General features: G+C 30.3%; 22 protein-coding genes and 1 pseudogene. 7 read left to right on the top strand and 16 right to left on the bottom strand.

The window, feature by feature from the left end; genetic code table 11:
• Window positions 1-18 precede the first annotated feature (18 nt).
• Entirely contained in the window at window positions 19-1,293 is a 1,275-nt protein-coding gene (gene glyA, locus ACFQ1U_RS01800; protein WP_386104694.1) for a serine hydroxymethyltransferase, read from the top strand.
• A gap of 54 nt (window positions 1,294-1,347) precedes the next feature.
• Here glyA and ACFQ1U_RS01795 read toward each other — a convergent pair whose 3' ends face one another.
• From ACFQ1U_RS01795 to ACFQ1U_RS01760, 8 genes and pseudogenes are all read right to left on the bottom strand, one after another.
• Window positions 1,348-3,600, bottom strand: coding sequence for a starch-binding protein (locus ACFQ1U_RS01795; protein WP_386104692.1), 2,253 nt, complete (start codon window positions 3,598-3,600; stop codon window positions 1,348-1,350).
• Window positions 3,601-3,855: 255 nt separating this feature from the next.
• Window positions 3,856-4,005: pseudogene (locus ACFQ1U_RS01790) on the bottom strand (DNA recombination protein RmuC); the annotation flags it as partial.
• Window positions 3,978-4,277 (bottom strand): S-adenosylmethionine decarboxylase family protein, encoded by a 300-nt coding sequence (locus tag ACFQ1U_RS01785; protein ID WP_386104690.1) that lies wholly within the window; start codon window positions 4,275-4,277, stop codon window positions 3,978-3,980. The gene ACFQ1U_RS01785 and the pseudogene ACFQ1U_RS01790, both read right to left, overlap by 28 nt.
• 2 nt (window positions 4,278-4,279) lie before the next feature.
• Window positions 4,280-5,836: a polyamine aminopropyltransferase gene (locus tag ACFQ1U_RS01780; protein ID WP_386104688.1), complete on the bottom strand. Its 1,557-nt coding sequence runs from the start codon at window positions 5,834-5,836 to the stop codon at window positions 4,280-4,282.
• Between the two features lies 1 nt (window position 5,837).
• The gene (locus ACFQ1U_RS01775) at window positions 5,838-6,737 is read right to left on the bottom strand and encodes a DUF350 domain-containing protein (protein WP_386104686.1); all 900 of its coding nucleotides are present in this window, start codon (window positions 6,735-6,737) and stop codon (window positions 5,838-5,840) included.
• Between the two features lie 6 nt (window positions 6,738-6,743).
• A complete protein-coding gene (locus ACFQ1U_RS01770; protein WP_386104684.1) occupies window positions 6,744-7,445 on the bottom strand; it encodes a DUF4178 domain-containing protein in 702 nt (233 codons plus the stop codon).
• Between the two features lie 16 nt (window positions 7,446-7,461).
• Window positions 7,462-8,901 carry a DNA recombination protein RmuC gene (rmuC, locus tag ACFQ1U_RS01765; protein ID WP_386104682.1) on the bottom strand — a complete coding sequence of 480 codons (1,440 nt, stop codon included), beginning with the start codon at window positions 8,899-8,901 and terminating at the stop codon, window positions 7,462-7,464.
• Window positions 8,902-8,958: 57 nt separating this feature from the next.
• Window positions 8,959-9,489, bottom strand: a complete 531-nt coding sequence (locus tag ACFQ1U_RS01760) for a DsrE family protein (protein ID WP_386104680.1) — start codon at window positions 9,487-9,489, stop codon at window positions 8,959-8,961.
• Between the two features lie 113 nt (window positions 9,490-9,602).
• Between ACFQ1U_RS01760 and ACFQ1U_RS01755 the strand changes: the two genes are divergently transcribed.
• Window positions 9,603-10,160: a 1-acyl-sn-glycerol-3-phosphate acyltransferase gene (locus ACFQ1U_RS01755; protein ID WP_386104678.1), complete on the top strand. Its 558-nt coding sequence runs from the start codon at window positions 9,603-9,605 to the stop codon at window positions 10,158-10,160.
• Between the two features lie 37 nt (window positions 10,161-10,197).
• Here ACFQ1U_RS01755 and gcvT read toward each other — a convergent pair whose 3' ends face one another.
• A complete protein-coding gene (gcvT, locus tag ACFQ1U_RS01750) occupies window positions 10,198-11,280 on the bottom strand; it encodes a glycine cleavage system aminomethyltransferase GcvT (RefSeq protein WP_386104676.1) in 1,083 nt (360 codons plus the stop codon).
• A 165-nt stretch (window positions 11,281-11,445) separates the two neighbouring features.
• Here gcvT and ACFQ1U_RS01745 point away from each other — a divergent pair, with 165 nt between their 5' ends.
• Window positions 11,446-13,074 carry an aminopeptidase P family protein gene (locus ACFQ1U_RS01745; RefSeq protein WP_386104674.1) on the top strand — a complete coding sequence of 543 codons (1,629 nt, stop codon included), beginning with the start codon at window positions 11,446-11,448 and terminating at the stop codon, window positions 13,072-13,074.
• Between the two features lie 121 nt (window positions 13,075-13,195).
• The gene (locus tag ACFQ1U_RS01740; protein ID WP_386104672.1) at window positions 13,196-13,555 is read left to right on the top strand and encodes a DUF3887 domain-containing protein; all 360 of its coding nucleotides are present in this window, start codon (window positions 13,196-13,198) and stop codon (window positions 13,553-13,555) included.
• A gap of 26 nt (window positions 13,556-13,581) precedes the next feature.
• Here the strand turns inward: ACFQ1U_RS01740 and ACFQ1U_RS01735 are convergent, their stop codons facing one another.
• The 5 genes from ACFQ1U_RS01735 to ACFQ1U_RS01715 all read right to left on the bottom strand — a co-directional run bounded on the left by ACFQ1U_RS01735 (window position 13,582) and on the right by ACFQ1U_RS01715 (window position 20,219).
• Window positions 13,582-15,117, bottom strand: a complete 1,536-nt coding sequence (locus ACFQ1U_RS01735; RefSeq protein ID WP_386104670.1) for a hypothetical protein — start codon at window positions 15,115-15,117, stop codon at window positions 13,582-13,584.
• Window positions 15,118-15,129: 12 nt separating this feature from the next.
• Window positions 15,130-15,735 carry an SPOR domain-containing protein gene (locus tag ACFQ1U_RS01730; RefSeq protein WP_386104668.1) on the bottom strand — a complete coding sequence of 202 codons (606 nt, stop codon included), beginning with the start codon at window positions 15,733-15,735 and terminating at the stop codon, window positions 15,130-15,132.
• A 49-nt stretch (window positions 15,736-15,784) separates the two neighbouring features.
• On the bottom strand, window positions 15,785-18,085 hold the full coding sequence (locus ACFQ1U_RS01725) for an FdhF/YdeP family oxidoreductase (protein WP_386104666.1): 2,301 nt from the start codon (window positions 18,083-18,085) through the stop codon (window positions 15,785-15,787).
• Window positions 18,075-18,872, bottom strand: coding sequence for a formate dehydrogenase accessory sulfurtransferase FdhD (gene fdhD, locus ACFQ1U_RS01720; RefSeq protein ID WP_386104664.1), 798 nt, complete (start codon window positions 18,870-18,872; stop codon window positions 18,075-18,077). Before fdhD ends, ACFQ1U_RS01725 begins: the two co-directional genes overlap by 11 nt.
• Window positions 18,873-19,034: 162 nt before the next feature.
• The gene (locus ACFQ1U_RS01715) at window positions 19,035-20,219 is read right to left on the bottom strand and encodes a class I SAM-dependent methyltransferase (RefSeq protein ID WP_386104662.1); all 1,185 of its coding nucleotides are present in this window, start codon (window positions 20,217-20,219) and stop codon (window positions 19,035-19,037) included.
• A gap of 95 nt (window positions 20,220-20,314) precedes the next feature.
• Between ACFQ1U_RS01715 and ACFQ1U_RS01710 the strand changes: the two genes are divergently transcribed.
• Window positions 20,315-21,103, top strand: a complete 789-nt coding sequence (locus ACFQ1U_RS01710) for an outer membrane beta-barrel protein (RefSeq protein WP_386104660.1) — start codon at window positions 20,315-20,317, stop codon at window positions 21,101-21,103.
• A 53-nt stretch (window positions 21,104-21,156) separates the two neighbouring features.
• Here the strand turns inward: ACFQ1U_RS01710 and ACFQ1U_RS01705 are convergent, their stop codons facing one another.
• Window positions 21,157-22,116, bottom strand: a complete 960-nt coding sequence (locus ACFQ1U_RS01705) for a pentapeptide repeat-containing protein (RefSeq protein WP_386104658.1) — start codon at window positions 22,114-22,116, stop codon at window positions 21,157-21,159.
• 17 nt (window positions 22,117-22,133) lie between these two features.
• Window positions 22,134-22,982 carry a peptide chain release factor N(5)-glutamine methyltransferase gene (prmC, locus tag ACFQ1U_RS01700; RefSeq protein ID WP_386104656.1) on the bottom strand — a complete coding sequence of 283 codons (849 nt, stop codon included), beginning with the start codon at window positions 22,980-22,982 and terminating at the stop codon, window positions 22,134-22,136.
• A 53-nt stretch (window positions 22,983-23,035) separates the two neighbouring features.
• On the opposite strand from prmC, the gene ACFQ1U_RS01695 reads away from it, so the two are divergent.
• Together ACFQ1U_RS01695 and ribD are read left to right on the top strand one after the other, a co-directional pair.
• A complete protein-coding gene (locus ACFQ1U_RS01695; RefSeq protein ID WP_386104654.1) occupies window positions 23,036-23,500 on the top strand; it encodes a hypothetical protein in 465 nt (154 codons plus the stop codon).
• Entirely contained in the window at window positions 23,501-24,550 is a 1,050-nt protein-coding gene (ribD, locus tag ACFQ1U_RS01690) for a bifunctional diaminohydroxyphosphoribosylaminopyrimidine deaminase/5-amino-6-(5-phosphoribosylamino)uracil reductase RibD (protein WP_386104652.1), read from the top strand.
• Window positions 24,551-24,552: the final 2 nt, after the last annotated feature.

Here is a 24,552-nt window from a genome sequence, read left to right as displayed (position 1 = left end):
GGGACAAAACCAACAACAATGCAACAAGATCATTTAATTTTTGATTTAATTCAAGAAGAGAAAGAAAGACAAACAAACGGTTTAGAGCTTATTGCTTCTGAAAACTTTGTAAGCGAACAGGTTATGCAAGCGCAAGGATCTGTTTTAACTAATAAATATGCAGAAGGTTACCCAGGTAAACGTTATTACGGAGGATGTGAAGTAGTAGATGTTATAGAGCAAATAGCAATAGATAGAGCAAAAGAGTTATTTAATGCAGAATATGTTAATGTACAACCTCATTCTGGAAGTCAGGCAAACACAGCTGTTTTTGCAGCTTGTTTACAACCAGGAGATACTATTTTAGGTTTTGATTTAGCTCATGGAGGTCATTTAACTCATGGATCACCAGTAAATTTTTCTGGAAAATTATACAATCCTGTATTTTACGGGGTAGATAAAGAAACTGGTTATATAGATTATGATCATTTAGAAAAGCAAGCAAAAGAACATCAACCAAAATTAATAATTGCTGGTGCTTCTGCGTACTCTAGAGATATGGATTTTAAACGTTTTCGCGAGATTGCAGACAGCGTTGGAGCTATTTTAATGGCAGATATTTCTCATCCAGCAGGCTTGATTGCCAAAGGAATATTAAATGATCCGTTACCTCATTGTCATATCGTAACTACAACAACTCATAAAACATTAAGAGGACCTCGCGGTGGTATGATTATGATGGGTAAAGATTTTGAAAACCCATTTGGATTAAAATTAAAGAATGGTAAACTAAAAATGATGTCTACTTTATTAAATTCCGGAGTTTTTCCAGGAAACCAAGGTGGGCCATTAGAGCATGTTATAGGTGCTAAAGCGGTTGCTTTTGGTGAAGCTTTATCTGATGAGTTTTTAGAGTATCAAATTCAGGTAAGAGAAAATGCAAAAGCTATGGCGGCAGCATTTGTTGATAAAGGGTATCATATTATTTCTGGAGGAACCGATAATCATATGATGTTAATTGACCTACGTAACAAAAATATTACAGGAAAAGATGCTGAAATTGCTTTAGGTAAGGCAGATATTACTGTAAATAAAAACATGGTGCCATTTGATACTGAATCACCTTTTGTAACCTCTGGTATTCGTATTGGAACACCAGCTATAACAACAAGAGGTTTGGTTGAAGAAGATATGGTTACGATTGTAGATTTAATAGACGAAGCTATTCAGAATGCAGAAAATGAAGATAAATTATATGAAATAGGAGAGAAAGTGTATGATTTAATGCACTTCAGAAAGTTATTTGTAATGTAAATTCTAACTTATAATAAGAAAACCCCGATTGATTATTCAATCGGGGTTTTTATTTTATTGTTTAATAATTTTTAAAGGTGATGCTATTTGAATATCATCTAACGTTACATTAATAATAAATAAACCTTTATTTGAGAAATCAGAATCAGATAGAGGTATCTTGTGAAGCCCAGATTGTTTTTTTTCGTTAACAATAACTGATGTTTGTCCTAAAATATTAGTTAAACTCACTTTTAAAGTTCCTTTTTTATCTGTGCTGATATAAAGGTTAGCATTTGATATAATAGGGTTAGGTGCAAGGTAAAAGTGTTTATTAGTATTGCTTTTAGGTGTTATAACATCATTTTTTGAGCTGTTACAATTAGTAGGACAATCTTGGGTCCATATTCCTGTATATTTACCATTAGTTTGATCAGTAATTCTAAACCATCCATCAGTTCCTCTGCTTAAATCAACTGTTTGTTGTCCGTTACCGTTATTAAATACTACACCAATATTATTTGGTGAAACTCCATTTGGAAGATCAAAAGTAATGTTAGACCAATTTGAATTATTATTCATTTTTTCTCCAGGCCAGTTAGAAGATCCAGTAAGTGTAGTGTTTGTATTTTTATCATATAAATAAACATTTGCTGTATTACCCCAAGAAGAAGTTCTTAAAAAGTTAAAAGTTACTGTTGAATTAGATGGAGGAGTGTTTGTACAGTTAGACGGACATGAATTTGACCATACTCCCATATCATACCATCCGTCAGAACCTCTTCTTAAATCATCTGTTTGATTATTACCATCATTAAAAATCAACCTTATGTTATTAGTTGATGTCCCAACTGGAACGTTTAAAGTATATTCATACCAAGGGGTTCCTGAAATTCTGGTCATAGTTTGTCCTGGCCATTCAGAAGTTCCTGATATTGTACTATTACTAGCTGAATCAAAAAAATAGGCATTAATATTTGTATTCCAATTATTAGGTTTTTTAAAACGAAATGTAATTTCTTCTGATGGTGGAGGAGTTCCCCCTTGTGTCCAAACAGCATAATCATTTCCTGATGTTCTTAAAACCCAATTATTACCATTAGGAGACCAGTTTCCACGGCCTAGTTTCATTGCAATAGTACCGTTTCTACCATCTATGTAAGCCGCATACAAATCGTTTCTGGCTTCTGCTATATTTATGGTTGAACCTGCAAAAACTCTAGCTTCTTTTCGAATACTAATTAAATCTTTTATAGCATTTTTAACACCTGTTGGAGCATCAAAATAATGTGTCCAAAATACCATTGGGTTTCCAGGATGTGTTAAAATGTAGGCATAACCTTTTCTAAGATTGTTTTCATCACTTGGAAAAACATAACCAGATCCGCAGCATTGTTGCGCTGCTCCTGTATCGTGATTATCTAAAAAGGTAACAGATTTAGTAGGATTAATTCCTATCATACCAGAAGGTTTTCCATTACCATCTCTTAAATATGATAAATTGTTGTCTCTTAATGCGTTTTGTAGCGTAACTTTAGTATTAAAATCAAAAGCTGAAGATGATTGTTGAGTAAAATTTATCCAATTATTTGTTTGAACTCTACTACTTTCTAATAGTTCACCTACAGCAAAGTACGGATTTGTAGCATCATTATACTCTTTGTTGAATATAGGATCATAACCATGAACAAAATCATATCTCCAGCCATCAAAACCAAGATCGTTTTTTAAGAAGTTCATCCAATTTTTAATTTCTTGACGAACAGCTGGGTTGTAATGATCTAAATCTCTTGCTGGTCCATAAGTTCCGTTAGATCCATCAGCTTTCAAGGCTGTTCCAGGAAAATAATCGCCATTTATACTAAATTCTACAGGATAATTAACAAAGTTTCTACCTTCATCATCTGCGGTAATAAAAGTTGTTGGCCAAGATGGGTTTGTAAAAGTTACAGCATCGTTTGTACCTACACGATGATTAATAACAATATCTCCTATAACTTTAACATCTAAGTTGTGATAGGTATTAATTAAATTTCTAAGTTGACTTTCTGTACCGTATGCACTGTTAAAATTATAAAGTTCTCTTGGTAAGTAGCCTTGTGGTGCTCCAGAATCACTTACGGGTGGAAGCCAAATCATGTCAAAACCAGCATTACTGATTTCGGAACTATTCTGAGTTACTACATTAAACCAAGTTTGACCAGTTGGTTGATTTTGCACATTCCAATCAAACGCTTGAAATAGTACATCTTCGTCTTGTGCACTTATATTTATTGCATTGATAAACAATAAAGATAAGAGCAATTTTTTTAGGCATTGCTTCATCATAATTAAGTTGTTTTTGGTTAAAGCTTAATGAATTGAAGTTACATTGATTTCGGGGGTGAAAATTGTATACTTCTGTTTTTTATTAATAAAAAAATGAATTATTAATAATTTTTATCTAATTTATTGATAATTCCTTAGTTTAAAAAAGATAAGAAGTAACTACATCGTTTTCGTGTTGATAACTATTTGATAATGATCTGTTTTGATGTGCAAAAGATGATAATAAAAAGCACTTCGGTTAAGAAGTGCTTATTATTAATCCTCGTCTTGAGCTCTTTGTATAATACTTTCGGGTAGTGCTTTTTTAGCTTTAGCTCCCATTTTTTTAAGTTTTTCTACACTCGTTATTAAGTTTCCTCTTCCTTCTACAAGTTTGTTCATTGCAGCAGAGTAGTTAGTTTTTGAAGTTTATCTTTATTACAACTGCTTATTTGTAAATATGTCTTTTTAGAATCTGGAAACGTATGAATTGCAAGATGACTTTCTGCTAAAAGCCAAACAGCTGTATAACCTTTTATAGGAAAATGATGTTCAATAAAATTTACGATAGTAAACTTACTTTTTTCTAGTATTAAAGCAATTTCTGTTTTTAATTCTTCAGGATTTGATTGATTAATCCATAGATCAAAATGAAACATTTGTGCATCTAAGGCTATATATTCTTCTTTTCTTTTCATAATTAATAAATGTCCCAGTTTCCTTTGTTATAATAATGATATAATACAGGATTACTGATTTGATTCGTTTCAAGTGAATCTAACTTAGTTTTACTGTAAAAATCCTTTCCAAATGATGTAATTAAACGCATACTTGAAGTATTCAACCATTTGGTAGGAATTGAAGCTTCATCAAAGTTTCCTAATCGATTAATCATTTCATTTTTTGAAAGCATTGTTTTTGTTCCTAAAATCCAACCCCATTCGCCCATAGATAATACTTGATTATGAATTGGTAAAACACTAAAGTTAGCCTGATTCATGGTTTGTTCTATGCATTTATAAGCATATGGTGTATAATACGGACTTCCTGCTTGTGTAATTAAACCACCATTTGGAGTTAATTTTAACCTACATAACTCATAAAATTCTTTAGAATATAAGCGCGCTAATTCTACATTTCTTGGGTCAGGTAGGTCAATAATTATTAAATCAAAAAAGTCTTGAGTTTCACTTACATATTTAAAACCATCTGTATTTATAATTTGTACTTTCGAATTCGTTAATGAGTTATTATTAATTTGAGTTAGTTCTGGTTCATTAACAAATAGATCTGTTAATTTCTCGTCCAAATCAACCAAAGTAATCTTGTTGATAGATGGATATTTCAAAAGTTCTCTAGCAGCACAGCCATCACCACCACCAAGAATAAGTATGTTCCTTGGCTTGTTTAGAATTTGCATTATTGGATGAACTAATACTTCATGATATAATGGTTCATCAAATGTTGAAAATTGTAAATTATCATTCAAATACAGCCAGTAATTCTTTTTCCATTTGGTAACTACTATTTTTTGATATATCGATTGTTCTTGAAAAACAATTTTGTCTTTATATTTTGTTTGTTCACCGTAAAGAATGATTTTATTAGAAAATATAGTACCGATAATTAAAAGTGTAATTATAAATCCAGCCGCACTATATAAAGTATTTTTCTCCTTCTTTTTGAGTTTATTTTTAAAGATAAAGAGTAGTAAAATGGCAACCATTAAATTGATGAAACCAAGTATAAATGGAGTATGAGATAAGCCTAAATAGGGTAAACCAATAAAAACAAAAAATAACCCTCCAATTAAACTTCCGTAATAATCTTTTTCCAGGATATTAGCCACGTTTAATTTTAAAGACTGAAAATCTTCATTAAGCCTCATAGCAAGAGGTAATTCCATTCCTATTAGCATTCCCGTTAGAATAGCCATTGAATAAATGTAAATGGAAATATATTCAACCTGAGTAGCTAAATAATAAGTTGTAACAGCAGAGAACGAGACCAAGATAGATAATGCAAATTCGGTATAAATGAACAGTTTAAATACATTTCCATCGAACGATTTAGTAATTCTGCTACCTAATCCCATGCTAAAAAGCATCAATGAAATTATAATAGACCATTGTTTTACAGAATCGCCAATGAAATAGGTAGATAATGTAGCAAAACAATATTCAGCCACAATTCCAGATAATCCGGTTGCGAAAAGAGCAAGGAATAAAATTCGTTTTTTAAGCTTGGTTGATGCCATTTTACATACAGAAACTAATGATTATTGCACTTCCGATATAGGCAAATGCTTCAAGTAAAGCTACTCCTTTATTCGGGATTTCTTGATTTACAATTTCTTTTGTAAGATTACTTTTTGGAAGTATAACTTTTTCAATAAAAAGTCTAGACAACGGTAAAAGAATTATAGCTAAACCAAGATGGTAAGCAATATCTTCAAGAGTCGTTTCCCATGAATCTATATCTCCTTTTGAGGCAAATGAATACAAAAAAGCTACAGATATTAGAATACTAGCATATACAATTCCTATGGCATTATTATCTTTTTGGATTTCTTTGATAAAATCATAGGAAACAACTTTTTTGTACACTTTTAGGAAGGTAAAGATGATGATTTGACCAAGAGCCCAGAAAAACAATAGGCTTAAAAAATCTGATGTATAATGACCTAATTCTCCATGTTCTGGAAATAGATTTATATTCCTTCCAGAAATGGCCCCGAAAATAATTAATCCAGATCCTATAAAATTTGCAGCTTCAATAAATCCAGTTCCAACGTTTTCATCAAGAATTACTTCACGGTAAAATTTGAACTTCTTTCCAAAGACAATTTTTTCATTAATTATAGATGATAAAATCAATAAAAAATTTCCAAAAATACTATAAAATAATATAAGAATAACATCTGTAAGTAAACCATGAGATTCTCCATGTAGAACACCTAAAAATATAATGGTAGTTCCTATAAAATAGCCTGTAGCTGTTACTGCAAAAGCTACATTATCCTTTATTGTAAGTTCGTTTTCAATATTAATTTTTCTATTCTTAAGCTTGAAGAATAATTTAGCAATTACAAACGAAATATAAAATAGTGTAATGTAAGTAACTGTATGTGTTAACCAAGTAATTGTATTTTCTTCCATAATTTTTTATTTACCAAATCCTCGTGAACTTCTTCCTCTGTAATAATTATTACTATTTCTGTAAACCTTTGTGGAATCATTAGGATCTCTATTACCATCCCAAGAATTACTAGAACATTTGTTCAACAAAAAGGTCATTAATAAGAATAGAGTAAATATTATACCAACAAAATATTTACTTATAAAGTCCCAAACAGAATCGCTAGATATGAAGGAAGTTCGTTCTTGAATGTTGGAGATTTGAGATTTTAAAATACTTATTCCTGTAGAAATTTCAATTTCGTCATCCCATAACTGAATAGCAAAGAATTTACTATCGTCAGCATTTGTATAATCTAGAGAATTTACGCGTTCAGTTTCATAATCATAATGACATGTACCATCGCATCTTTCATCGAAAGTATAAGTTACATTCTTGTACTGAAATTGTTTTGGGAATTTTGCACTACCAATAGAAACAAAGTCAGATTCTGTTTTAGAGATTGTTTTTAGAAATTGATTGATGTCTGCAATCTTTTCCCAAAATGTAAAGCTTGTTTTTTGTTTACGAACAAACTCTAACATAAGGTAACGAACTTCTCCTTTTTTATTTTTTACTTGGTATTCAAGTGTTTTTGAGCCATCGTTCCATTTAATTTCATAAATATTGGTTACTTTCCAAGTTTGATTTTTATAATCAAATAAATAACCTCTTTTTAACTTTTCCATTAAGCATATGTCTTTTTTAATCCTCGTCTTGAGCTCTTTGTATAATACTTTCGGGTAGTGCTTTTTTAGCTTTAGCTCCCATTTTTTTAAGTTTTTCTACACTCGTTATTAAGTTTCCTCTTCCTTCTACAAGTTTGTTCATTGCAGCAGAGTAGTCTGTTTTTGTGGCATCAATTTTTTTACCAATATTGATTAAGTCTTTTAATAACCCATCAAATTTATCATATAGTGCTCCTGCTTGGCGAGCAATTTCTAAAGCATTTCTTTGCTGTTTTTCATTATTCCACATGGTGTCTATTGTACGTAAAGTAGCTAATAGAGTAGTTGGCGTAACAATTACTATATTTTTTTCAAAAGCTTTGTTATAAAGTGTATTATCTTCACTTAATGCGACTGCAAAAGCAGGTTCTATAGGAACAAATAGTAAAACAAAATCTGGAGATTCAATTTTATAAATATCTTCATATTTCTTTTCACTTAATTGTTCTACATGTCGTTTTAAAGAGTTTACATGTTCTTTTAAAAACAATTCTCTTTGTGAATCATCTTCGGTATTTACAAATTGCTCATATGCAGTTAAAGATACTTTACTATCTACTACCATTTTTTTATTATCAGGTAAATGTATAACTACATCAGGCATAATACGTTTACCTTCATCATTAGTAAAGGATTGCTGAACAAAATACTCTCTATCTTTTTCTAAACCAGATTTTTCTAAAACACGTTCTAAAACTAATTCACCCCAATTTCCTTGTGTTTTACTATCTCCTTTTAAAGCTTTGGTTAAGTTTAAAGTTTCTTTACTCATTTGAGCGTTCAGTTCTTTTAAACCAACAATTTGTTGTCTTAAAGCAGAATGATAATCAATACTTTCTTTATGTGTTTTATCTACTTTATCTTCAAACTCTTTTATTTTTTTCTCTAAAGGGTCTAAAATAGTTTTGATGTTTTCTTTATTTTGAGAGGTAAATTTTGTTGATTTCTCTTCCAAAATTTTATTAGCGAGATTTTCAAACTCTTTGGTAAATTTATCTTGTAATTTTTCTACCTCACTTTTTTGTTCGTCTAGTTTAGATTGTAAGTTTTTTAAATCTACATCTTGACGAGTATTTACCTTTATTAAACTTTCTTTTTCTGTTTGTAAAAACTTTAATTCATGTTTTAACTCTTCTAGAGCTTTATCAGCATTGGCTTTATACTCAGTTAAGGTATTATTTCTTTCTTTTAAAGTATCTTTTTCCGATTGTATATTTTGAAGAGAAGTTTTTAGCTCTTCAGATATCTGCTCAGCATTAATTTTATGCTCTTCTAATATGGAAGTTCGTTCTAATAACGATGCTTTTTCACGTTCTACCTCGTTAGTTTTGTTTTTTTGGATAACATAGGCGATTAAAAAACCTAAAATAGTACCAATAAAACCTGTTAATAATAAATAGATTAGTTGTTCACTCATTGAATTAAAATTGAAAAGTAAAATTATTGTTTTAAAATGAATTTTTTTAAACTATTACTAATTAAAATTAATGATTTGATATCCGTTTGATTGGTATTCAACTAAGGCTGTTAATGCGGAAAGTGATAATTGAACACTAGTAGCTAAATGTTTTCTTTTATAACCATAAGCTTCAAATGATTGACCGCAAACAAAAATTTCTACACCTGCTTTTTGTAAGGCATCCATTAAGTTTAAATTAGGGTTCTTAGTTTTGTATTCTTTTAAATAATACTCATTATTCAAAGTGTTTTTGGTTGCTTTACCGTGCAAAACCAGCGCTATTTTCATATTTTCTTTAGGTACACCTTGTGCTGCATGCATATTTAAAAATCGGGCTACAGTTTCTATGTGTTTATTTATTTTTTTAGGACTATTACTATCCGTATAAACATCAAAAATAACCTTATAAGTTTTGTTGGTGTTTAATAGTAAATCAACATTTTTTACTGTAAACGTTTTTCCATAATTATTTATGATTGGTTGTAAGTTTTGAGAAGTAGCGAAAAGACTAATAAAAAATAGCGTTAAAAAGATACTTTTTTTCATAATTGTTAATTTAAAGTAGTAAATTACAAATAACTACGAATAAAAGTAGATTTTAAGTTATTGTTTTATGAAAAAGATGTATCATTGGCAACCTTTAAATTTTCACTTTTTAAATGAAATTACTCTCAAAATTTATATTTAAAACCATTTTAGGATGGAAATTAGTAGGAAGTTTTCCTAAAAACGAAAAAAAGTATGTTTTAATTGGAGCACCACATACATCATGGAAAGATTTTATGATTGGTGTTTTAGTACGATTTGCTACTGGTGAAAAGTTAAATTTTGTTGGAAAAAAATCACTATTTAAACCACCTTTTGGATTTATTTTTAAATGGCTTGGAGGATCACCTGTTAACCGACAAAAAAGTACCAACTTAGTAGATGCTATTATAAATGTTTTTAATGAAAACGATGAATTTAGATTGGCAATTTCTCCAGAAGGTACTAGGCAATATGTAGAAAAATGGAAAACAGGATTTTATTACATAGCAAAAGGAGCTAATGTACCTATTGTAATGTTTTCTTTTGATTTTGGTAATAAACAAGTTGAATTATCGGAACCTTATTATTTAACGGACGATATGCAAGCTGATTTTAATCATTTCTATCAATTTTATAAAGATATTAAAGGAGCAAAACCATCGCTTTTTAACAACAAAAACCTGCTATAAAGCAGGTTTTTTATTATTCTGAATTATGTGTAAAAGATTATCCTTTATAAAAAGGTAATTTTACCACTTTAGCAGGAATTTGTTTTTTACGTATTTGAATAAAAATATCAGCGTCTAATTTAGAGTTTTCAATAGTAACATATCCTAAGCCAATACCTTTGCTTAAACTAGGACTCATTGTACCTGAGGTAACTTTACCAATAATAGTTCCTTCACTATCAACTATTTCATAGTCTTTTCTTGGAATACCTCTTTCCGTTAACTCAAAAGCAACAAGTTTACGAGAAACACCTTGTTCTTTCTGTTCTTTTAAAGCTTCTGCATTTACAAAGTCTTTAGAAAACTTGGTAATCCAACCTAAACCAGCTTCTATAGGAGAAGTAGTGTCATCAATATCATTACCATACAAACAGTATCCCATTTCTAGTCTAAGAGTATCACGAGCAGCCAAACCAATTGGTTTTATATTCCAATCTTTACCAGCTTCAAAAACTTTATTCCAAAGTTGTTCTACATCTTCATTTTTAACGTATACTTCAAATCCGCCAGAACCAGTGTAACCAGTAGCAGAAACAACAACGTTGGGAATTCCAGCAAATTCTGTAATTTCAAAAGTGTAGAATTTAATGGTTGATAAATCTACAGAGGTTAAAGATTGCATTGCTTCAGCAGCCTTTGGTCCCTGAATGGCTAGTAACGACCAGTTATCAGAACGATTTTCCATAACAACGTTTAAATCGTTGTGTTGTGAAATCCAGTTCCAATCTTTTTCAATATTAGAGGCGTTAACCACCAACATATATTCGTTTTCGGCAATCATGTAAATTATTAAATCATCTACAATACCACCATCAGCATTAGGCATACATGTGTACTGAGCTTTTCCAGGAACAAGTTTAGAGGCATCATTAGTAGTTATTTTTTGAATCAAAGCCAAAGCGTTTTCACCCTTTAAAAAGAATTCCCCCATATGGCTTACATCAAAAACACCTACACCATTTCTAACAGTTTCGTGTTCAATGTTAACTCCTTCATATTGTACAGGCATATTATAACCAGCAAACGGAACTAATTTAGCGCCTAAAGCTTCATGAATATGCGTTAATGCAGTATTTTTCATTATAGTTTGTTTGTTTTTTTAGATGTTCAAAAATATTGAAAATAGATGAAATTCTTTTTGTTTATCTGCAATATTTAAGTGTACAAACTCTAATTTTTTGTTAATTACTAAGTATTAATCATAAATAAATTTATTTTTGATAGAAATAACGAAATGTCAAAATCTATGAAGCTTAAATTATTAGTGTTATTATTAACTATAAGTTGTACCAACTTATTAAAGTCACAAACTCCAACGGATTATTTACCAAAAGAATTTCATAAAAAAAGAAGAGAAATTTTACGTAGTAAAATGCCCTCAAATTCTGTGGCCGTAGTTTTTGCAAATCCATTAAGAAATAGGGCTAATGATGTTGATTATGTTTTTCATCAAGATCCTAATTTTTATTATTTAACAGGATTTAGAGAACCTAATGCAGTTGTTTTAATTTTCTCAGAAAACCAAACAGATGCTAACGGAAATTCTTACAATGAAATTATTTATGTACCTAAAAGAGATCCACGTTCTGAAATGTGGAATGGAAAAAGGTTAGGAGTAGCCGGAGCTAAAGAAGAATTAGGTTTTACAATGGCTAAAACATCAGAGGAATTTACTATGGAATCTTTAGATTTTAAAAAGTTTGATAACGTACATATTGTAAAATTTTCTGATGACTACAGAAACAATTCAAGAGATAAAGGTGAAACATACGATTTGGTAAATGCTTTTAAAAATAAATCGGGCTATCATAGTATGAAAATTAAAAACCCAAATGTTCAATATATTCATAAAGCTATAGCCAATGTGCCAGACGCTAGATTAGAAGAATTGGCTAAAAATTTATCTAAAAGTCTAGAAATTTATCCAGAGTATAAAAAAGATCCTTTAATTAATGAATACATAAGCGCAGATTCTGATATTTTAAGAAAAGAATTAAAACAAAAAATTAAACTATCACTTAATAAAAGAGAGTCTAACATCGATTTTAAATTACTTCCAGAGGTATTAGCAGAAATGAGAGAGGTAAAAACGCCAGAGGAATTAAAATTATTAACAAAAGCTATTAGAATTTCTGCGGTTGGTCAAATTGAAGTAATGAAAGCCATGCAGCCAGAAATGTCTGAAACAGAAATTCAAGGAATTCATGAGTTTGTTTATAAAAAATACGGAGCAGAATATGAAGGTTATCCATCTATAGTAGGAGCAGGTAACAACGGTTGTATTCTACATTACATCGAAAACAATAAAACGAAAGTTGGTAAAGATTTAGTTTTGATGGATCTAGGAGCGGAATATAGAGGTTATACAGCTGATGTTACAAGAACGATACCTGCAAATGGTAAATTTTCACCTGAACAAAGAGCTATTTATGAGTTAGTATTAGAAGCTCAAGATGCTGGAATTGAGGTTTGCAAACCTGGAAATCAATTTTGGCAACCAGGTCAAGAAACTAAAAATATCATTAATGAAGGTTTAGCAGCTTTAGGTATCATAAGTTCACCATCTGCAAAGCATAATTATTTTCCACATGGTACATCTCACCACATTGGTTTAGATGTTCATGACCCAGGAACTTATGGTGCTTTTAAAGAAAATATGGTAATTACAGTTGAGCCTGGTATTTATATTCCTGAAGGAAGCCCATGTGATAAAAAATGGTGGGGAATTGCAGTTAGAATTGAAGACGATATTTTAATTACAAAAAATGGTCCTGTAAATTTATCTGGCGAAGCACCAAGAACTGTTGAGAATATTGAAAAAATGATGGCCAAAAAAAGCATTTTAAATGATTTTGTATTGCCTAATTTAGATTAATGATAATAATGTCACATTATCAGCTTTTTATATCATTATTTTTGTGATTTTTTAACTTGAGAAGTATCTTTGCATTGGGTGGCTATTAATTTTAATTAATTTATAAATTTAACCTAATCCCATGAAAACAAAGATTTTAATTGTAGCCTTTTTTCTAATTTCTCAATTTAGTTTTACACAAACCGAACAAGATTATGAAGCGGTTGTAGAAAACGTCACAAAGCTATTCAATAATAAAGAAGCTACTACTATATTCGAATTATTATCGCCTTCTTACCAAGCAAAACTTCCTGTTGAAGCTATGAAAGCTAAATTAGATGGTATGCATGATAGTTTGGGTAAAATAACATCTTATGAGTATTGGATGGAAGGAGAACAAGGAGTAGGGTATACTTTAGAGTTTGAAAAAGCAACCATGATAATGCTTATTAAGTTAGATGAAAATAAAAAGGTAGATAATATGACCTTAGAAGAATATTAAAAAAAGCTCCTTAATAGGAGCTTTTTTTATTTCGAACTTAAAAAAGAAACATTGTAACTTATACCAAAATTACCATACCAGCTACTTAAATTTCCTCCTCTAGCTTTTACATATCCAACACCAGCTCTAATATTAAGTTTATCAGTGATATGATACGTTAATCCAGTACTTGGTTTAACAATCAAACCCTGTCCTGTACTAATTCCACCTCCACCTGCAGCTCCTCCTAAAAGTTGTAGATAAGTACTTAATTTATTATTCAAAAAAGAATTTGATTGTATTCCTAAACCAACAATACCTTCAGCATAAGCGCCTGCATCTCCAAAATTAGCAAATGAGGTTTGTCCTGCACCGTATATATGTTTATTGAAGAAGAAGTTAATTTGCAAAGATATTTGATGCATGTCTTGTTCAAAACCACCATCTCTAGCAGCATCCATATACCAATCTTGTTTTATAATAGTTTCTAAACCTTTAAATTTAGCAGTAGTATAAGTTCTTTCTTCAGAATTTATACCTTCTTTATCTACATAATATTTTAATCCAAAACCAAACGTTGATGCTTTAAAATGAGCATCAGGAGACATTAAATATCCTTTGTTTACTGAAGCATACACATTGCCAAATAACTTTTGCTCAATAGAAAGATCAGGATAAATTAAAAAACCTCCTTTTGTATCAACTCCACCGCCACCTCCAGCACCAGCACCAAACTTTGCTAAGATATTGGTTCTGTTTTTATTCATAGAAAAATGATAACCAGCTCCCAAAATAATATCCATGTAACCAGCTTTAATACCGTGGTATGCACCATCAGCTTTTATAAAATAAAACCAGTTTTTGTTAAGGTAACTATTTAATTCAAACCCAGCGAGTCTTATAGTTTTTCCTTTTAAAGTTGTACCGTTTGCAAAAGAAGGTGCATCACTTTCTACTTTTAAATTATTAGCATGTACAAGTAATGATACTCTATTGGTAGTTTTATTCCATTGTGTATTTTCTAAATCGGCAATTTTAAATTCTTTTTCTTTTTGATTAAAATTTGTAAAATCAAATGATAAAGGTATTTGTGCAGCTACATATAGTTGATTACTATTTATTGCACCACCATCAAAAAAATTAACATAACTCCAACCAGCTGTTAATGCCACTTTTTTTAAATCATATCCTAAATTAAAATGAGGTAAAATAAAAGCACCACCTCCATCAGGAGCAGCGGCACCACCTCCACCACCAAAGTGGATTCCTGTATCTACAAACAAATTATTTGTAATAGGATATTGAATTCCCGCATTAACACCTAATGTAAAAAAACCTCCTCTAATGCCTCCTATTGAACCATAAAATCCTACACCAGCATAGCTCCAGTCGTTTAACTTTAAATTATAATGGATTCCCGCATAATCCATATTAACTTCGTTATTAGGCATTTTAATAGATAGAAAATCTATTTGACCAAAGCCGTTTTCTGTGTTTTTTACTGGGGTGTTTTGTGCTTTTAAAAAATAAACACTCATAATTGAAATAATTATGAGTGCTTTTAATGATAAACGTTGTATCATGTGTTGTATTTATTAATTTGGATTATGAATCTGTTGACGAACACCGTTAATGTACGAAGCCACAAAGGCGTCCTCAAAACCAATGCTTACTAATTCTTGTCTAAATTTTTGTGCTTCAGGTAATGTTTTAAATAATCCAACAGAATATTTAAACAAATTACCTCTAGAAGCAGTTCCTAAAAAGGTTTCTGATAATAGGGGATGCTTTCTTTTGGTAAAAACACCTATTTGAACAGAGTATATCGTTTCTCCATCCATTTGATTACTAATTTCTGTAGCGCCTTCTTCTACAGAAAAAGATGCAACTTCTTCAGAAGAATTTGAATTTTCAGCATACACTGAAGATAAGCTGTCAATAACACGTTCTGCTTCCATTCTTTTAACTTCAGCAACATCTATATTAGATACAGTTTGATTAGCGTAAAAGTAATATGCTAAACAACCAGCTACACCCAAAAGTACACTAAGTACAATATTTTGATTTCTTGCTGCATGTTTTACATCTAGAATCTTTTCTTCTTTTTCTTGAAGTTCATTTTCTAAATTCTCACTTTTTGCATTTGCTTCATCAATTTCTTGACGTAGATTAGCTAGCTCTTGTTCGTCTAAAAAAGGCATATTTAATTAGGTTTAAGGGTTTATCGGTTGCTAAAAATACAAATCTTTTTTAATTATCAATTTTTTCCACTGTAATAACCACAGTTTTGGATGCTGGTGTATTACTAATTTTTGCTTTATTTTTTATAGCTACCAATACATTAGCTTCAGGAAAATAGGTTGCCATACATTGTTTTGGAATGCTGTAAGGTAGTGCTATAAAACCATTAGCTACTCTTTTTTCATTATTAAAATTGCTAATAAGGTTCACTTTATCTAGTTTTTTAACCCCTAATTTTAGCATATCATCAGAATTCATAAACACAACTCTGCGCTCATTTAAAACACCTCTATACCTGTCATTTAAACCATAAATTGTGGTGTTGTATTGATCATGAGTTCTAACAGTCATTAACATAAATTCATTATCGTTTAAATGTATGTCTGAGGGTTTGTTTAAAGTAAAATTAGCTTTTCCAGTTGATGTTGGAGAAAAGTTATTGTCTCTAGCATTATTAGGTAAATAAAACCCTCCTTTTAATCTAACTCTTTGATTGTAATTTTCAAAACCGGGTATTGTAGCTTCTATTTTGTTTCTAATTAAATCATAATTAGAAATAAGTTTTTCCCAATCTACTTTAGAACCATTAAGTGTTGCCTTAGCGATACCAGCAACTATTGCAGGCTCACTCAATAAATGATTAGAGCATGGAGTTAAATGTCCGTTAGAACTATGAACAACTCCCATTGAGTTTTCAACAGAAACAAATTGTTCTCCAGACTGTTGAATATCTTTTTCAGACCTTCCTAAACAAGGGAGTATTAATGCAGTTTTACCGTGAATAAGATGACTTCTGTTTAGTTTTGTTGAGACATGAACTGTTAATTCACAATTGCGTAGGGCAGAAGCTGTATATTCTGTATCTGGTGTTGCAGAAACAAAATTACCACCCATTCCCATAAAAACTTTTGCTTTTTTATGATACATGGCTTCAATGGCGTTAACAACGTCATAACCTTCTTTAGTTGGTGGTGTAAAATCAAATTCTTTAGCTAATTTTTCACCAAATTCAGGTTTCAGTTTTTCCCAAATACCAACCGTTCTATCTCCTTGTACATTAGAGTGACCTCTTACAGGACAAGTTCCTGCCCCTTTTTTACCAATACTACCTTTTAAAAGAAGTAAATTAACAACTTCTCTAATATTGTCTACAGCATTTTTGTGTTGAGTTAAACCCATGGCCCAACAAATAATAATTTTATCGTTATTAATTATTAGTTCTGTAGCTTTTTCAATTTTACCTAGAGTTAATCCTGTTTGAGGTAATAAATCTTCAATTGTATATTGATCTAAATCATTTAAAAAATCACCAAGTCCGTGTGTTTTTTCATTAATAAATTGATGATTAAAAACGGCGCCTGGATTTTCATCTTCTTTAGCTTTCATCAATTTTAAAATAATTTTAAGCAAGGCAACATCACCGTTTATTTTAACTTGTAAAAACAAATCGGTTAGTTCTTGTCCTTTACCAAACCATTCTAATGGGTTTTGTGGATCTACATAACGCATTAATCCAACTTCTGGTAGTGGATTTACAGTGATTATTTTTCCACCATTCTTTTTAGTTTCTCCCAATGCAGTCAGCATTCTTGGGTGATTAGTACCAGGGTTTTGCCCCATAACAATAACTAAATCAGCGTGATTAAAATCATCAAGAGTTACAGATCCTTTTCCAATACCAAGTGTTTCAGATAAAGCAGCGCCACTACTTTCATGGCACATATTAGAACAGTCTGGTAAATTATTGGTTCCAAATTGTCTTACAAATAGTTGGTATAAATATGCAGCTTCATTACTCGTTCTACCTGAAGTGTAAAAAATAGCTTCGTCTGGTGAGTTTAATTTATTAAGTTGATTTGCAATTAAGTTAAAAGCTTTTTCCCAACTTATTTCTTTATAGTGAGTATCACCTTCTTCTAATACCATTGGATGTGTAATTCTTCCACTTTTACCAATTTCATAATCTGACCATGAAGAAAGCTCTTCAACAGAATGAGTGGCAAAAAACATAGGTGACACTTTGTTTTTTGTAGCTTCTTCTGCAACCGCTTTAGCCCCATTTTCACAATATTCAGCTAAAAAAGCTCTTTTTTCATCAGGGTCAGGCCATGCACAACCCGGACAATCAAACCCGTAGGTTTGATTTAAGTTTTTTAATAAACCAATACCTTTTAAAACTCCTGTTTCCTCAAAAACATGTGAAAGAGCAGATTGAATTGCTTTGGTTCCTACAGCTTTTTGAGGTACCTCTGTAAGTTGTATTCCTGTTAACTTGTTGGGTGGTTGTGCGTTAGTTTTTTTAGTACTCATAGTTTATATATTGTGGATTGGCGTAAATGGTCATTTTATGGTTTCTGCTAAATCCAATAAGACAGATTCCAAATTCTTTAGCATAATCTATAGCTAATGATGAACATGCAGAAACTGCAATAATGATAGAGATTTTTGCAAAAAATGCTTTAGATATTATTTCATAAGAAACTCTTCCGCTAACAAGCATAATTTGAGCTTCTGATAGCTGATTTTGTGTTAATAATTCACCAATGCATTTATCAACCGCATTATGTCTTCCAATATCTTCTTTTAAAATTACTAAATCTTTATCAGTATTAAAAATAGCACAAGCATGGCTTCCTCCAGTAATTTTAAATGTATCTTGATGCTTTTGCATTTTTGCAAATAAACCAGAAACTAAATTTTGATTTAAACGAAATGTATTGGCTAATTTATTGCCTTTTATTGCTATATGATCTAGTTCTGTTTTTCCACAAATTCCGCAAGAAGAAACAGATAATAAAGTTCGTTTATTTAAATATCCTTTTCCTAATAGTTGCTGATCAATATTAAAATTAATAACACCCGCATAATCGTCTTCAACAGTTAATATATGTTTTGGTGTTTCAGAATTTTTATAAATATCTTCAGCATATAATAAACCTAAACTTAATTGTAAATCGTCTCCGGGAGTTCTCATTACTACAGTATAAGGTTTGTTATTAATGTTTATTTGTAAAGGAGCTTCAATAACAATTGCATCATCAATTTTGTTTGATGAATGATTTGTTATTTTGATAGCATTGTAGTTGTTGAATTGCACATAACAAACTTACTAAAAAAGAAAAAGCTTCGGAAACAATTCCGAAGCTTAAACAAAATGTTTCTACCCCCCAGTTGAAACACTTATGCATTTCCGCAATTAAAAACATTCAAATATACAGATTCAAATGTTGATGATTTTTGGGTAATTGTATAGATTACACTAATTAATATATTTTTTACAAATTATTGCACATAGTTTACTGTTTATGTCTGTTGTTAAAAAGATAAACAAATCACCGCCATCTTTTATTTTGGTTTCTTTTCTTATTTGTGCAACAGTTTTTGGAAAGTTTCTAGTGGTAATATTTGCTTTACCATTACTTATTTTTCTTAATTCTTTTTTATTGTAGTTTGTTACTTCTATAATTTTAAAAGACCTCCCAGGAAAGTTGTCTTTAAACTCTACAGAAGTATATAAATGGGAGTGTTTGTGTAGTTTGTTTATTTTTAATTTGTTAGAAACAGTATTAAATCCTCCAGATTTTAATATAGCTGCATTTGGTTCATATAAATATTCTTGAGGCTCACTATAGCTAGGTTCCAATACATCATCAAAAGTAAAATTAAAAACCTCATTATTATTGTTTTTACCTAGGTTTATAGTTTTGATGAAAATATGTTTATCATATCCTTTTTGTAACAGAAACAATAATTCTTTTACTTCATTTTGTACAGCAACGATATGAATTTCTTTTACAAATTTTAATTCGTTAATTGTTGCTTTGATGTCTAATAAAGGAGAGTTCTTTAATAATATTATGTGTGATTTTGAAAATAGAAAATCTAAATTTTGAGGTACATTAGGCAAACAGTCACTTAATAAAAAAACTTTACCTTTTATATCATCTCTTCTGGAAGGATCAATATATATACAATCGTACGTTTTATTATTTTTTTTAAGGTGTTCCAATCCACTACCAGCAATTGTTTTTATGTTAGTAGCTTTTAGTTGCTGTAAATTATGATTAACAATGTTGGATAGCTCCTCATTAATTTCACAATGTGTTACCTCTGTAAAATTCTTGGCAAAATAATAAGCATCAATACCAAAACCACCTGTAATGTCAATAAGAGAATTTCCTGAAACAATATTTGACTTATAATTAGCTGTAATTTCAGAAGAGGTTTGTTCTATCGAAATTTTAGGAGGATAGTATATATTTTTGGTTTGAAACCAAGTAGGTAATTTTTTTACTGATTTCTGCTTCGCAACCACTTGGTTTATTAATTCTTGTGTAGATATTTCATTAAAAGGACTGCCTTTTAAGGCTAGTTTGGTTATATTTGAAGAGATATTATCTATAATAAATTGCTGAACCTCAGATTGTAAAATTTTAGTATTCAAAAAAGCGTAATTTTTTTACATAATTTTATCAAAAATACTGATAAAATTTGCGAATTTCGTGACGAATCAATAATTAATTTAACATAATAAAAACAATGAAAAAAATTATTTTAGCTGGAGCTTTTTTATTAGCTACAGTAAGTGTAAGTGCTCAAGATTTTTATGCGGCATTTAGTGCTGGAGCAACAGGAGCAGCTTCACAAAAAACTTTGAGAACTGGTGGTGATTTACAAGGAAGTTATGGTGATGGTTACCAGGCTCATTTAAGAATGGGGTACTTATTCAATAAAACTTTTGGTGTAGATTTAGGAGTTGGTTATTTATATGGTAACGATCAACAAATTGCTGAAGGTGGTGGTTTAGATGTTGTTGGTAGAGCAAGAGCTTTTGGTATTTCTTTAGCAGGTGTTGTAAACTTATCTGAAAACGTTTATGTAAGAGCAGGTTTATTATCTAAATTAGGAGGAAGAACTGATATTGTTGGTACTTTAGAGCAAGGCGGTTTAAAAATTGATTTTGAAAGAGACAATAAAGGAAGTTTTCCATTAGGATTTAATGCTGCTTTTGGTGTTAAGTTTAAAGTTGCTGACAAATGGCAAGTATTTGCTGAAATGGAATACCAAGGTATTAATGTTGATGCAGAAAAATCTGTATTAGATACTTACACTGCTTATTTAGGTGGTCAAGAAATTAGTGCTGAGCAATTAGGTGCTGTTTTAGCTACGTTACCTTTAGAGTCTCAATTACAAATAGGTGGATTAATTGCTGATGAAGTAACATATGTTGATAATCCAACATTAGGTCAGCCTGAAACTGAATCTATCCAAGCGCCATATTCATCATTTGGATTAAATATTGGTGTTATTTATTCTTTTGATTGGTAAGATTTATCTATTTAGAATATAAAAAAAAGCGGCTTTAGCCGCTTTTTTTATGCTTATAAACCTTTGGTTTCTTTTGTTACTGATAGGTTTAAATTTATATTTCTAACAGTGGCTTCGGTAAAATCTGCACCTGTCAGGTTTGTTTTTGTAATATTAGCATTGGTTAAGTCTGCATTGTTAAAAAAAGCTTCAATAGCTTTACCGTTTGAGAATTGAATAGCTTTTAAATTCGCGTTTTTTAAATTAGCATCATTTAAATTACTACTATTTAGTTCACAGTTTTCTAAATTAGAGTTTTCTAAATTTATACCAACCAAATATTTTTGAGATAAATTGGTGTTACGTAAATCACAATGTGAAAAATCTGCAACACCATATATTTTTTTTAATGAATTAGTGCTAATATCAGCGTTAAGTAAGTACAATAATAATTGCGTTCTCTCCGGACTATAAAGTTTGGTAGATAAACCATCTTCTTCTAGAATTTTATAAGGTTTTAAGCTACTTGTAATACCAACTATTCTGGCAATCACTCCGTCATTTAAAACTTTTCCACTAGCATCTGTTTTGTATATTCTATCTACAGCATCAAAAATACTAGAAAGTTGAAATCCGTATCCACTTTTTCTAGAGCTTTCAACAAGTGCATTTTGAGTTCTGATTAAGTCGTTTTGCTTAACTAAAACATATAAGGATACTAATGATGGAATTAAGGAGAATAACAATAATATTAAACTTAATAATCGAACTCTAACAAACCTTCTTACTAATGAGGTTAATAATGAAGCAGAAGTATCTGCTGATACTTTTTTTTCACTATGAAACTCGGTAAACCATTGGTTAAAATTTTTATGAAGTGATGCACCAGTAAACATTTTCCAGGTCCATGCTAAAGTGTTTCTGGTACGTTCTTGCTTTTTTCTTGCTTTGCTATTTACATTATCAATTTTGCTTTTTAAACTTTCGTTTTCTTTGCGAAGTTTTTCTAATTCATTTTGAAGATTTTCGTCCATAAAAAGTGAGGATTAGTTTATTTTGAAGCTTTAATCATTCGGTTGTTTCCAAAAAGATCTTTTTTTAATTCTATGTTTTTAAAACCTTTGTTTTTTAGCATGTTAACGGTTTCTTGACCAAGATATTGATTTATTTCTAAAAACAAAACACCATTATTTGTTAGGTGTTGTAACGCTAAATCAGCAATTTTCTTATAAAAAACTAACGGATTTTCATTAGAAACAAATAAAGCTAAATGAGGTTCGTTTGCTAAAACATTGTTTTTAATTTCTTGTTTTTCCAATTCTCTAACATATGGCGGATTAGATACGATTATATCATAATCTTGATGTAAAGATTTGGATGTAAGAATATCTTTTTCTATAAAATCAATTAAAACATTATTATTTTTAGCATTTATTATAGCGGTTTCTAATGCTTTTGCAGAAATGTCTATAGCTGAAACATTAGTATCAGATGCGTTTTTTTTAATGCTAATAGGAATACACCCAGAGCCTGTTCCTATATCCAATACATTTTTAATTGTTAGATTGTTTTTAATATGATCTAAAACCCAACTAACTAATTCTTCAGTTTCAGGTCTAGGAATTAACACATGTTCATTAACGTCAAACTGAAGTCCATAAAATTCAGTAGTTCCTAAAATATATTGTATAGGTTGTTCTTGTAGTAATTTATTAGTTATTTGTTGTAGTTCATTAACTAAACTATCAGATAGTTTAATAGAATCTTTCATAAAAACATCAGTAACAGATAAATTTAGTTTTTCAGCAACAATTCTAAAAAAGAATGCATCTATTTCTGTTTTAGGGTAGAGGTTTTTGAGTTGATTGTTAAAAAAACTTCTGAATTCTTTTAGCTCCATAAAGGTTACGTGTAAAAATGGTACTTTTGGTTTTTCAAAAGTAGATAAAACAAGTGAAGAAATTAGTTTATTTTTTGCTCCTTTTTACAATTACTTGGAGTTGTTCGGTTAAAAAACCACCCGTTTTTATAAAAGTAGATGATATTAAAGTCTTGTCGTATAAAAACGACACTATTAGGCTTCAGGCAAACGCATATTTTAAAAATGAAAATGATATCGGTGGTAAAATAGCTACTGATGAAATTAAAGTAATTATTAATGGAGCCGAGGTAGCCCAAGTTTCATCTGATGAATTTAAAGTTCCTGCGAGAAAAAACTTCTTTGTGCCTCTAAAAGTAGTGGTACCAGCTAAAAAAGTATTTGAAAATAATAAACAAAACTTTCTAGAAGGTTTGTTAAACTCGTTGTTAAATAAGTCGGTTAAAGTTCAATTTGTAGGAGATATTAAGTATAAAGTATTTGGATATTCTAACATTTACCCTATTAATCAAACCGAAGAAATTAAAATTAAGCTATAATTGAAGGATCATAAAAAATATATGCAGCGTTGTTTACAGCTTGCAAAAAATGGTTTAGGAACTACTAGACCTAATCCAACTGTGGGGGCTGTAGTAGTTTATAATGATAAAATTATAGGTGAAGGTTTTACATCTCCATACGGAGGTCCACATGCAGAAGTAAATGCAATTAATACGGTTAAAGACAAAAGTTTATTACCGCTATCAACCATTTATGTTACGTTAGAACCTTGTTCACATTTTGGAAAAACACCACCTTGTGCTGATTTGATTGCTAAACACACTATTAAAAACGTGGTTATTGGTTGTATAGATACCAATAGTTTAGTTGCAGGAAAAGGTATAGAAAAACTAAAAAAAGCAGGATGTAATGTTACCGTTGGTGTTTTAGAAAGTGAATGTTTTGATCATCACAAACGTTTTTTTACAGTACAAAACAAAAAAAGGCCACATGTTATTTTAAAATGGGCTCAAACACAAGATGGTTTTATAGCACCAAATCATAAAGATAGTGTTTCACCTGTGTGGATATCTAATGAATATTCTAAGCAATTGGTGCATAAATTTCGTTCCGAAGAACATGCTATTTTAGTTGGAACAAATACAGTAATTGCAGATAATCCATCGCTTACGGTTAGAAGTTGGTATGGACATAATCCAATTAGAGTAGTTTTAGATAAAAGTTTAAAATTAAAAAAATCATTATCAGTATTCGATGCTAAAGCCACAACAATTTTAATTACTCATAACAATAATATTAGAATTGCTGATGAAAAAAATGAAAAGTTACTAATTGAAAAAATTGATTTTTCATTGCCGTTAGCATCGCAAATATGTGAGGTATTGCATAAGCATAAAATCCAATCAGTAATAATTGAAGGAGGTACCAAAACGATTCAAACCTTTATAGATGAGAATTTATGGGACGAGGCTTATGTTTTTGAAGGAAAGTCTGTTTTTAAAGAAGGGATAGCAGCACCTTTATTACCTAAAAGAGGTAGCGAAACAATAGATATTGAAGGAGATAGCTTACACATTTATAAAAATTAAAC

The sequence above is a fragment of the Tenacibaculum geojense genome, from assembly GCF_042676005.1.
GTDB lineage: Bacteria > Bacteroidota > Bacteroidia > Flavobacteriales > Flavobacteriaceae > Polaribacter > Polaribacter geojense.
This window is presented reverse-complemented; position numbering and strand designations above follow the sequence as displayed.

Excerpts from the sequence above, each read along its gene's own strand:
- glyA (WP_386104694.1), top strand. The coding sequence starts at position 19 with ATGCAACAAGATCATTTAATTTTTGATTTAATTCAAGAAGAGAAAGAA.
- ACFQ1U_RS01795 (WP_386104692.1), bottom strand. The coding sequence starts at position 3,600 with ATGATGAAGCAATGCCTAAAAAAATTGCTCTTATCTTTATTGTTTATC.
- ACFQ1U_RS01785 (WP_386104690.1), bottom strand. The coding sequence starts at position 4,277 with ATGAAAAGAAAAGAAGAATATATAGCCTTAGATGCACAAATGTTTCAT.
- ACFQ1U_RS01780 (WP_386104688.1), bottom strand. The coding sequence starts at position 5,836 with ATGGCATCAACCAAGCTTAAAAAACGAATTTTATTCCTTGCTCTTTTC.
- ACFQ1U_RS01775 (WP_386104686.1), bottom strand. The coding sequence starts at position 6,737 with ATGGAAGAAAATACAATTACTTGGTTAACACATACAGTTACTTACATT.
- ACFQ1U_RS01770 (WP_386104684.1), bottom strand. The coding sequence starts at position 7,445 with ATGGAAAAGTTAAAAAGAGGTTATTTATTTGATTATAAAAATCAAACT.
- rmuC (WP_386104682.1), bottom strand. The coding sequence starts at position 8,901 with ATGAGTGAACAACTAATCTATTTATTATTAACAGGTTTTATTGGTACT.
- ACFQ1U_RS01760 (WP_386104680.1), bottom strand. The coding sequence starts at position 9,489 with ATGAAAAAAAGTATCTTTTTAACGCTATTTTTTATTAGTCTTTTCGCT.
- ACFQ1U_RS01755 (WP_386104678.1), top strand. The coding sequence starts at position 9,603 with ATGAAATTACTCTCAAAATTTATATTTAAAACCATTTTAGGATGGAAA.
- gcvT (WP_386104676.1), bottom strand. The coding sequence starts at position 11,280 with ATGAAAAATACTGCATTAACGCATATTCATGAAGCTTTAGGCGCTAAA.
- ACFQ1U_RS01745 (WP_386104674.1), top strand. The coding sequence starts at position 11,446 with ATGAAGCTTAAATTATTAGTGTTATTATTAACTATAAGTTGTACCAAC.
- ACFQ1U_RS01740 (WP_386104672.1), top strand. The coding sequence starts at position 13,196 with ATGAAAACAAAGATTTTAATTGTAGCCTTTTTTCTAATTTCTCAATTT.
- ACFQ1U_RS01735 (WP_386104670.1), bottom strand. The coding sequence starts at position 15,117 with ATGATACAACGTTTATCATTAAAAGCACTCATAATTATTTCAATTATG.
- ACFQ1U_RS01730 (WP_386104668.1), bottom strand. The coding sequence starts at position 15,735 with ATGCCTTTTTTAGACGAACAAGAGCTAGCTAATCTACGTCAAGAAATT.
- ACFQ1U_RS01725 (WP_386104666.1), bottom strand. The coding sequence starts at position 18,085 with ATGAGTACTAAAAAAACTAACGCACAACCACCCAACAAGTTAACAGGA.
- ACFQ1U_RS01710 (WP_386104660.1), top strand. The coding sequence starts at position 20,315 with ATGAAAAAAATTATTTTAGCTGGAGCTTTTTTATTAGCTACAGTAAGT.
- ACFQ1U_RS01705 (WP_386104658.1), bottom strand. The coding sequence starts at position 22,116 with ATGGACGAAAATCTTCAAAATGAATTAGAAAAACTTCGCAAAGAAAAC.
- prmC (WP_386104656.1), bottom strand. The coding sequence starts at position 22,982 with ATGGAGCTAAAAGAATTCAGAAGTTTTTTTAACAATCAACTCAAAAAC.